At 43.3% G+C, this 9,918-nt stretch carries 9 protein-coding genes and 1 pseudogene; 4 read left to right on the plus strand and 6 right to left on the minus strand.

The window, feature by feature from the left end:
- The 3 genes from ACTHTQ_RS10950 to ACTHTQ_RS10960 all read left to right on the plus strand — a co-directional run.
- A partial coding sequence (locus tag ACTHTQ_RS10950) for a YadA family autotransporter adhesin (protein ID WP_440363936.1) occupies positions 1 to 1,292 on the plus strand: 1,292 nt, incomplete at its 5' end.
- Between the two features lie 78 nt (positions 1,293 to 1,370).
- Positions 1,371 to 2,948 (plus strand): hypothetical protein, encoded by a 1,578-nt coding sequence (locus tag ACTHTQ_RS10955; protein ID WP_440363937.1) that lies wholly within the window; start codon positions 1,371 to 1,373, stop codon positions 2,946 to 2,948.
- A 14-nt stretch (positions 2,949 to 2,962) separates the two neighbouring features.
- The gene (locus ACTHTQ_RS10960; protein WP_440363938.1) at positions 2,963 to 4,894 is read left to right on the plus strand and encodes a UDP-glucose:protein N-beta-glucosyltransferase; all 1,932 of its coding nucleotides are present in this window, start codon (positions 2,963 to 2,965) and stop codon (positions 4,892 to 4,894) included.
- Between the two features lie 199 nt (positions 4,895 to 5,093).
- Here the strand turns inward: ACTHTQ_RS10960 and ACTHTQ_RS10965 are convergent, their stop codons facing one another.
- Positions 5,094 to 5,336, minus strand: a complete 243-nt coding sequence (locus ACTHTQ_RS10965) for a hypothetical protein (protein WP_440363939.1) — start codon at positions 5,334 to 5,336, stop codon at positions 5,094 to 5,096.
- Between the two features lie 20 nt (positions 5,337 to 5,356).
- Entirely contained in the window at positions 5,357 to 6,829 is a 1,473-nt protein-coding gene (pyk, locus tag ACTHTQ_RS10970; RefSeq protein WP_049329179.1) for a pyruvate kinase, read from the minus strand.
- A gap of 210 nt (positions 6,830 to 7,039) precedes the next feature.
- Here pyk and ACTHTQ_RS10975 point away from each other — a divergent pair, with 210 nt between their 5' ends.
- A complete protein-coding gene (locus ACTHTQ_RS10975; RefSeq protein WP_440363940.1) occupies positions 7,040 to 7,543 on the plus strand; it encodes a hypothetical protein in 504 nt (167 codons plus the stop codon).
- 65 nt (positions 7,544 to 7,608) lie between these two features.
- Here the strand turns inward: ACTHTQ_RS10975 and ACTHTQ_RS10980 are convergent, their stop codons facing one another.
- From ACTHTQ_RS10980 to ACTHTQ_RS10995, 4 genes and pseudogenes are all read right to left on the minus strand, one after another.
- Complete coding sequence (locus ACTHTQ_RS10980) at positions 7,609 to 7,734, minus strand: hypothetical protein (RefSeq protein ID WP_003684698.1); 126 nt, start codon at positions 7,732 to 7,734, stop codon at positions 7,609 to 7,611.
- A gap of 23 nt (positions 7,735 to 7,757) precedes the next feature.
- The gene (locus tag ACTHTQ_RS10985; protein ID WP_308905236.1) at positions 7,758 to 8,621 is read right to left on the minus strand and encodes a GNAT family N-acetyltransferase; all 864 of its coding nucleotides are present in this window, start codon (positions 8,619 to 8,621) and stop codon (positions 7,758 to 7,760) included.
- A gap of 275 nt (positions 8,622 to 8,896) precedes the next feature.
- Complete coding sequence (locus tag ACTHTQ_RS10990; RefSeq protein ID WP_440363941.1) at positions 8,897 to 9,562, minus strand: hypothetical protein; 666 nt, start codon at positions 9,560 to 9,562, stop codon at positions 8,897 to 8,899.
- Positions 9,563 to 9,743: 181 nt separating this feature from the next.
- Positions 9,744 to 9,918: pseudogene (locus ACTHTQ_RS10995) on the minus strand (integrase core domain-containing protein); the annotation flags it as partial.

Consider the following 9,918-nt stretch of genomic DNA (forward strand, 5'->3'; position numbering starts at 1 on the left):
CTGAAGCGGCAGATGCTAAAGCGGTAGCAGCTGATACTAAAGCCGGTAAAGCGGCAACAGATGCAGCAGATGCATTAGCGAAAGCAGGCGAAGCTAAAGATGCAGCGAAAGCAGCAGACGATAAAGCTGTAGCGGCAGATGCTAAAGCAGTAGCAGCAGATACCAAAGCTGATGGTGCGGTAGCGAAAGCTGAAGCGGCAGATGCTAAAGCGGTAGCGGCAGCAGACGCAGCGAAAGCAGCGGACGACAAAGCAGTAGCAGCAGATACCAAAGCTGATGGTGCGGTAGCGAAAGCTGAAGCGGCAGATGCTAAAGCGGTAGCAGCTGATACTAAAGCCGGTAAAGCGGCAGAAGCAGCTCAAGCGGCAGATGCTAAAGCAGTAGCAGCAGATACCAAAGCTGATGGTGCGGTAGCGAAAGCTGAAGCGGCAGATGCTAAAGCAGTAGCGGCAGATACCAAAGCCGGTAAAGCGGCAGAAGCGGCTCAAGCAGCAGATGCTAAAGCAGTAGCAGCAGATACCAAAGCTGATGGTGCGGTAGCGAAAGCTGAAGCGGCAGATACCAAAGCCGGTAAAGCGGCAACAGATGCAGCTAATGCATTGACTACAGCAAATGGCATTGATGGCAAAGTGTCAAAAGCGCTTCAAGCTGTTGATAAAGGTTGGACTTTACAGACTGAACCTGGAACAGAAACCACCATCAACGCAGCAAATAATGTTGTTAGATTTAAAGCAAGCGATAATATTAAGATCAGTCAAACTGGTGGCAATATCACTGTAGCATTAACTAATGACATTAACGTAACTAAAGTGACTGCAGGAACTGTAGTTGCGGGCAACTTGACTGCGAAAAATGCAACCTTAGGTGGCGCTGGTCATACTGTTAAAGTTGAAAACGGTACAAACGTTGATATGGGCGGTAACCAAATCCACAATGTGGGAGATGGTGTTAAAGATTCTGATGCCGCAACTGTAGGTCAGTTGAATCGTGCATTAGATCAGGTCGCAGGAAGTCCGGCTAAGATCAATGAGTTAAACAACCGTGTAGATAAGATGAACAAGGAAATGCGTGGTTACGCTGCTAATGCAATGGCAGTAACAGCATTGCCTCAAGTTTATACTGCCGGTGACTCAATGATTAGTGCTGCTGTAGGTTCTCAAGGTGGTGCAGCTTCCGTTGCTGTGGGCTACTCACGCGCATCGGATAACGGAAAAGTTGTTATCAAATTGAATATGGCAGCAAGCAGCAGTGGCGAAAAAGGCGTTGCGGCAGGTGTTGGTTACAAATGGTAATCAATAGCTAATTGTAAACGCTAATCTAAATAAAATCGTGAGAGTGTAAGCTCTCACGATTTTTATCAGGTTTTTCTTATGGAAAATACACAAACTTCTTTTGAAACTACTGAAAAAATGACCGCACTTTTGTTATGCGATCCTACTTTTTTGAGTAATTTTGATAAAAATTACATAGCCAATTTAAACAAAATAAACTGGACGCCGGAAATGGGAGAGCCTCATCAATTACATGGGCTGCCTTCCAATCATTTCGATATTATTTTGGTTGATGAAATTTACAGTCTTAATTACAGCAGTTTTATTTGCTGTCTGAGGGTTTTGAAGAATAACGGTATTATTGTAATGCCGAAAAAGTGTCATCTCCAATTTGATAAATTCAAGAAAAGAGTGGCTGAGTTTGTAGAAATCTTTCCCTCTTCGGATGAGATCCCAATCTTAATACTTTCGAAAGTGGTTCAGAATAAAAGCTATGAGGTATATGAACAAGAACTTTCTTATTTTTTAGAAACTAGAGCATTTGATATGGCACTGCAATGGATTGATAAAATGGAAATATTATCTCCCTTTGCCATAGAGCCTATTATGTACCGTTGCAATATTTATCAAACCTTAGGATTAGTTGAAGGGGTTGAAGCAAGTTGGGCTTCTTTTCAACAACGCTTTAATCATCAAGGTATTGAAATATATAAGGCATTGTCTGTTATCACGGCTGGAGATTATTGCAAAGGTTTTAAAATGCGCCAACCTTTGGTGTCTGATGCACGTAGAACCAAAACTCCCCCTAAAGCTGTACATCAAATAAAAAAATGGCAAGGGCAAAATTTATTGGGAAAACATTTTGTTATTTGGACTGAATTCGGTCTGGGTGATGAGTTGATGTTTGCTCAATTAGCTTATGCACTAAAAAAACAACTTAATGTAAGAAAAATCACACTCATTGCACAAACTCCCGTTGTGAAATTATTGAAGAGTCATCTGGATATTGATGTCGTGATTGATAGTAAAAAGATCGATCTTGAGCTGGATGATAGTTTTGATTATTGGAGTTTTCCACATGATATCATGGCATATATTGATCTTCCTTTTTATCAAATTGTGAAGCGTCATCCTTATCTTTTTATCGATCAGCAAAGTATTGATAATGCAAAAAAGAAAATTTCACAAATGCCTGATAAATTGAATATTGGGATTGTTTGGCGAGGAAATCCCACCCATGAAAATGATGCTTTTCGTTCTATTCACCAACCTGAACTTTTAAGACTCTTATTTGATATAGAAGGGGCTAATTGGTATTGCTTACAGAAAGAATGCAATCTTGAAGAAAAAAAATTATTAGCTGAATATCAGATTCCAAATTTAGCCAAAAATGCAAAAACCTTATGGGAAACAGCTACTTATTTAGTTAATTTAGATTATCTTGTGACGGTGGATACATCAGTTGCGCATTTGGCCGGTGCTTTAGGAGTGAAAACATTGTTACTTTTGCCTTTTATTGGCGATTGGCGTTGGGGATATGGAAGTGGAAACAATTTATGGTATCCAAATATTACCTCTATTCGGATTGATAGTCTGACGTCATCGTTTGAAAAGGTTATTCATGAAGTAGGGATACACTTAAACGTATTAATACATAATCATTTAACACGTAATTAGCTATAGGAGCTAGGATGAATAAAAAAGCCACTGCTGAACAAGCTGAGGTGATTTCGCCGAATATTGAATTGTTAGAACAAGCGGTAGAACAAAAAGACTATGAACGAGCTTGTAGCATTTTATTAGCTATTTTAACTGAGCTAGATGACAATTTTGGGCTTTTAGGTCAGATTGAGTTTTCTTATCCTGAACAATATCAAGCGGAAACGCTTGATATGGATCTTGTCGTCTATTTTTGCCACAGAATGGCGAATGTCATTACAGAACTATTTACTGATCAAGAACTTACCATTTCAGATATCGGTATGCAGCGTTTTTTCTCATTCCAACGTTGGATGGCGATGATTTTTGCAAGCTCAAGTTATATTAATGCTGATCATATCTTACAGGTTTATAACAAAAATCCGGTTCCTGGCTCTTTGGAAGTTGAGCTTGAGTCTAATCGCGACTCCTTAGTGAAGTTTTGCATTATGTATTTTCCGGAGTCTAACCTAAATCTTAATTTAGATATGCTGTGGAATATTGCGCCTGATGTTTGTGCTTCACTTTGCTTTGCATTGCAATCAGGGCGCTTTATTGGTACGCCTGCTGCGTTTTCAAAGCGCGCTGCGATTTTACAATGGTTCCCTGAAAAGCTTGCCACATTATCTGATTTAAATTCTGTACCTAATAGTATTTGTCATGATGTGTATATGCATTGCAGCTATGATGTTGCACCAAATAAACATGATGTAAAAAAAGCCTTAAACACAGTGATTCGCCGAAATCATTTCTTATGTGGCTGGAAAGATCTTGATGTTTCTCAAATTGGTTATCGAGATGGAAAACCGGTAATGGTTGTTATCTTGGAACATTTCAACATGGCACACTCTATTTACCGAACTCACTCAACATCCATGATTGCTGCGCGTGAACATTTTTATTTAATTGGTATTGGGAGTGAGCGAATCGATGAACAGGGACGAGCTGTTTTTGATGAGTTCGTTTTATCTCCTCATGACGATCATATATATAGTAGAATGGGGCTTGTTCGTGATATTTGTGAAAAAAATCAAGCTGCAATCTTATATATGCCGTCTATTGGTATGGATTTGTTATCTATCTTCCTCAGCAATACCCGTGTTGCGCCAATTCAAGCCATTGCGTTAGGTCATCCGGCAACAACATATTCTGACTTCATTGAATATGTTGTGGTTGAAGATGATTATGTTGGCTCTGAAGATTGTTTTAGTGAGACTCTTTTACGTCTTCCAAAAGATGCGTTGCCTTATGTTCCATCAGCCTTTGCACCGACCAATGTGGAATATGTGTTACGTGAGAATCCGGCAGTTATCAATATTGGTATTGCAGCGACTACGATGAAATTAAATCCGTATTTCTTGGAAATATTAAGGATTATCAGAGATAAAGCAGCGGTGAAAATACATTTTCATTTTATGCTGGGACAATCATATGGTATTACGCATCCATATGTAGCTCGTTTTATTAAATCGTATTTAGGAGATGATGCAACGGCACATCAGCAAACGCCTTACCAAGAATATCTTGGCCTCATTAAGGATTGTGACATGATGTTAAATCCACTTCCGTTCGGCAATACTAATGGCATTATTGATATGGTCACCATGGGATTGGTAGGTATCTGTAAAACCGGAGCGGAAGTACACGAACACATTGATGAAGGTTTATTCCGTCGTTTAGGTTTGCCGGATTGGCTGATTGCAAATACGATTGATGAATATATTGAGCGCGCTATTCGTTTGGCTGAAAATCATGAAGAACGTTTAGCGTTGCGTCATCAAATTATCAAAAATAACGGGTTAAATACTTTATTCTCAGGTAATCCACGTCCAATGGGAGAGGTTTTCTTGAAGAAATTAAAAGCATGGGCGAAAAAGAACGGCGTGAAAATTAAGCCTAAAAGAAAAACTAAAAAGCCTGCCTAAGGTTTATTTTTAATAAAAATAGAGACCATATTTGCTTAGAAAATCTTGGTGTTTTATTAAATTTAAGTGCGGTTGAAATTCATCTTCTTTTTTAACCGCACTTTTTTATTCATCGTGGCAATCTTTTTTCATACTAACACCTAATAAAAAAGGCTTAACCTTCAGTGGGTTAAGCCTTTTTCTTTGGAATAAAAGAAGATTATTCTACTTTTAATTGTTTGCCGTCATAGCTCATTGTTTGAACAGATGTTAACGCTTTGCCGCCTTCTGTTTCACCGCCGATGAGCAATACTTTGTTGTCATAAGACACGGAAAATTTCAATAGGGATTTTAAGGTTTTTAATCGGTTAAATTTTTGTGCAACTGCTACATAATACCGGTTTTTTACATAACAAATATCCAAAATACAAAAAAGCAGGCTGAAGGCAGCCTGCTTTTCCACTTAGTAAAACATTGATTCGATTATTTGACTTGCAGCACTTCCAATGTGTTGGTCGAACCGGATTCACGCATTTTCGAGCCGCTGGTAATGATGTATTGGTCGCCAGAACACAGAATTTGGTGTTCGACCAACACAGCTTCCACTTCGTTCAGCGCAGTATCGTGGTCGGTACTGGTCGCCAAAATCATCGGACGCACGCCGCGATACATCGCCATGCGGCGTTGTGCGGAAATGCTCGGGGTCAGGGCGAAAATCGGCAAAGTGATGTTGTGGCGGCTGATTTCGAAGGCGGTTGAGCCGCTTTCGGTCAGGGCGACAATCGCTTTGGCATGAACCGCACGCGCTACGCCGACTGCGCCGCCGGCAATCGCCAAGTTGGTGCTGACGGCTTCGGGATACTCGACTTGTTCGGCAACGCCATTGAGCGAGTCCTGCTCTTTTTCGGCTGCTGCGCAGATAATCGCCATTTGGCTGACGGTTTCAAACGGGTATGCGCCGACGGCGGTTTCGGCGGAACACATCACCGCATCGGTGCCGTCCAACACCGCGTTTGCCACGTCGCTCACTTCGGCGCGGGTCGGTACGGGGTTGGTAATCATGGATTCCATCATTTGGGTCGCGGTAATGCTGAAGCGGCGCAACTCGCGGGCGCGGCGGATCATGCGTTTTTGTAGGGCAGGAACGGCGGCATGACCAACTTCCACTGCCAAGTCGCCGCGGGCAACCATAATACCGTCGCTGGCGAGGATGATTTCGTCCAGATTTTCAATGGCTTCTACGCGCTCGATTTTGGAAACCAAACCGGGGCGTACGGCTGTACTGCCTTTCATTTCTTCTTCGACTTTGGCGCGTGCGATGTGCAGATCTTCAGCAGATTTCACAAAGCTGATGGCCAAGTAGTCGCAACCGATGGCAATCGCCGTTTTCAGGTCACGAAAGTCTTTTTCGGTCAACGCACCGGCAGACAGGCCGCCGCCGCGTTTATTGATACCTTTGTTACTTTTCAGTACATGGCTGTTTTCTACTCTTGTAATAATCTTACTTCCTTCAACCGCTTCAACGGTCAAAGTCAACAGGCCGTCGTCCAGCCACAAAACATCGCCGGCAACGACGTCATTTGGCAAATCGCGGTAGTCCAGGCCAACCGCTTCGCGTGTGCCTTCGCCTTCAAGTGCGGCATCCAAAATCAAGGTTTCACCCTTATTCAGCTCGATGCTGCCGCCGGCAATTTTGCCGACACGGATTTTCGGGCCTTGCAAGTCGGCAAGAATAGCCACTTCCTGACCTGCACGTTTCGCGGCTTCGCGCACGATGAGGGCGTTTTCTTCATGGAACTCAGGGGTACCGTGGCTGAAGTTAAAACGGATGACATTAAGACCGCCGACACGGATCATGTCTTCCAACAATTGCACATTATTGCTGCCCGGACCCAATGTGGCGACAATTTTGGTATTGTGACTGATACGGGTTAAATCACGTTGCAATTCGCTCATGTAAACGTCCTTTCCTGTTGATTCCACGTTTGATAATGAAGATTGTACTCTCAATGCAATAATGTTGGCGTAAAATTACATGATTTTCTGACTTAAACTAAATTTATTTTTGCATTAACCTACTTTTCTATCGGATACAATACACTCTCACGTCGTCATTTTTGATTTTCAGACGGCCTCCCTCATTCTAATAGAATACTCAACTGATCTATGAAACGTTTTTTGACTCCGCTACCCATCGGCATCGTTTTGGCCGACCTGATCTACGGTTTCGTACTCAATGTCATGCAAGGCTTAAATTTGCAACAAACCGCCTCCAACCAATCTGGTACCATTTCCGTCACACCCGACATTGCCTTCAACAGCCTGCAAATCGTCGCCAACGGCGGCATGGTCTGCATCATCGGCTTCGGTTTGATTGTTTTGTTCCAACTCAACCGCGCTGTATTACGCCAACAAATCCTGCCCATCGGTATTTTCCGAACCCTCGGCCTGTTGGCTGTTTTGGCATTCAGCATTTCGTCTTTTTGGGAATGGTTGCATGCCGCTTTGTCGCTGCTTTCTGGTCACAACGTTTTAAACTTCAGCAACCCGCGTTATCTGGTTACCGCGGCCTGTATGCCCATCATCGCTTTCTTGTGCATCTTGCGCCTGTACAATTGGTATCGCCTGCATCGGACTGTTGCCTCTAACGACACCTCTACGCCCCTCTAATCAAATTGCAAAAAGGCCGTCTGAAACAGGAAAACCTATTTCAGACGGCCTTGTCATTGTATGTCTCAACGTTGATGGCTGGTTTCTACGCCGGCCTTAATCTCACCATACATTTGCGAGCTGCCTCCGCTGCCTGATGCGCAGGCCGCCAAACTCAGTGTCAAAACAGCCGCAGTCAAAATCTTCAACATTGAATTCCCTCTTTCTACAAAAATTATTTCGGGTCGCAACGGAAATGGTAAGCGCAGATTTCAAATCCGTTTTTGAAGTAGAGACGATGGGCATTGGCACGGTCATGGTTCACATGGACATTCAGATGGATTTTGGTCGCGCCGGTTTCCGCACCGATTTTACGTACTTCTTCCAACAAGCGAGAAGCATAGCCTTTTTGGCGGCATTGCGGCATGGTTACGAGATCATCAATATGGATATGGTAACCGCTGGCCAAGTTATGTGCAGTATGGAAACCGCATACGGCTACGGCATTTTGTTTGCCTTCTTCAAAAATACCCAGCAGACGGTAGCCGGTTTTGCGCTGATGCTCGTTGATTTGTTCGACAAAACGGTGAATATCGGTCAACGATGAACGCAGAACACTCAAGGCCGCAAAAGCAGTTGCAGTTTCTTCCGGCTGAATTTCACGCAATACGCCGACCACAGGTGCGGCAGCTTGTGGCTCAGACTGCACATTGGCCGCTTCCGCACGCTCGGCGGCATGTTTTTCTTCAATCGCCTGCGCCAACAAAACGCGCTCGACCGGCACTTCGCCCTGCTGTTTGCTCTCTTGTTCTTTAAGCAAGGCTTTGCAGTCAATCACGCGCAAATCATTATCCGCCGCAAAGTCCATCAAGAAACGGAACATTTGCGGATTGTCTTCTTCCAACTTTTTATCGACCGCCACACAACGGACATTATCCACCAAAATCGGACGCACCCAATTCGAATAGGAAAGGCGGTTGTCTTTAGTGAAGGAAGACAAAATACCGCACAGGCGCTCCGCCCAGTCGCTTGGTCGGAAAATCTTGCCTTTGCTGGTCGTACCATGGATCACAACTTCATAAGGATTACACACTAACATAAGCAGCTTCCTGAGAGTAAATGGCTGAAGGAATATTTCGCCAGTGCCAACATCAGAAAAAGTTCCGATACATAGCAACAGATTATTGAAAAAATATCAGTAAGGTTTTGAAATACGACAATGATGAGACGGCTTGCCGATCCTGACAATCCGTTTCAAATTCTTTGATTATTATACCCGATACGCCTCTTTTTCTTCAAAAATCATTTGAAAAATAACAACAGGCCGTCTGAAAACAAGTATTTCGGTTTCAGACGGCCTGCATATTTTAAATATCAATACAACAATTTCTTGCGGGGCTTTTGCTCGCCACTGGATTTAATTTCTGACAAATTGAAATTCAGTATGCTCAAATCCAAAATGCTTTCAGAAGTGCATTGATCGCCAAAGGCATTTTCATAAGTGGCCTTCAGTTTCAACACGCCGCCAAATGTCTGGTCCGGCAATTCGGCAGCCAGCGCCAACATGCTTGCAAACACGCCGCCATACAATTCGCCCGATGCCAGCATATCCACACCGCCGGAAAACATCTCCAAGCGCATAACCGCATCGGCGACCAGCTTGCTCGGCAAGTGATCCGGCAAAGACTCTACCTCAAAACGCACATTCTTCGCCAAGCCCTTACCGCTATTGCGGACAATCAAAACCAATAAATCCGTTTGGCCGTCAGAACGCTGCAACGTCGCATGCAAAACAGGATGAATGCTCTCTTTTTGAATCAGCTGCTCACGATGCAATATCTTGCTTTTTGCTTTGGATCGTGCAGAGACGACAGCCCAAATCAACCAAACCAATGCAACGGCAGAAATGGCAGTGACCAAAAGGGGAAGGTTGGTCAAATAGGCTTGCTGATTAAACCAAACTTGTGCTGCCAAAAATCCGGCAAAGAAAATCAAGACGTATAAAATTGGGGCAAACCGGCTTTGTATGGATGAGTGCATAAGTTTTCCTACATTTCGTGTCGTGTTATAAAAAATAATGCCTTTTGAGCAAATGATGTCATTAACTCAGAAGGCATTATTTTAACGTAATTTGCTTAATATCTTGCTTTTTATGAAACTGATATATCAAGCAGACAACTCAAACCGCACAGCTGTGTTTTCAGACGGCCTGAGAGTTTTATCAGGTGTAGGAAAACGTTGCGTTGTTTACACCCAGGTTGAGAAAAATAAGCCTGCAAGACCTCAAACGGCGTATCGCCGTTCAAACTGCGGTGCGGCTTCACAGTGTTATAGAAATTAACAAAGCGGCACAACTCCTTTCGCCGGTGTTCCGGACTGTCAAACAACTGTTTCTC

The sequence above is a fragment of the Neisseria sp. P0020.S003 genome (genome assembly GCF_051957095.1).
Classification (GTDB): Bacteria; Pseudomonadota; Gammaproteobacteria; order Burkholderiales; family Neisseriaceae; genus Neisseria; species Neisseria subflava.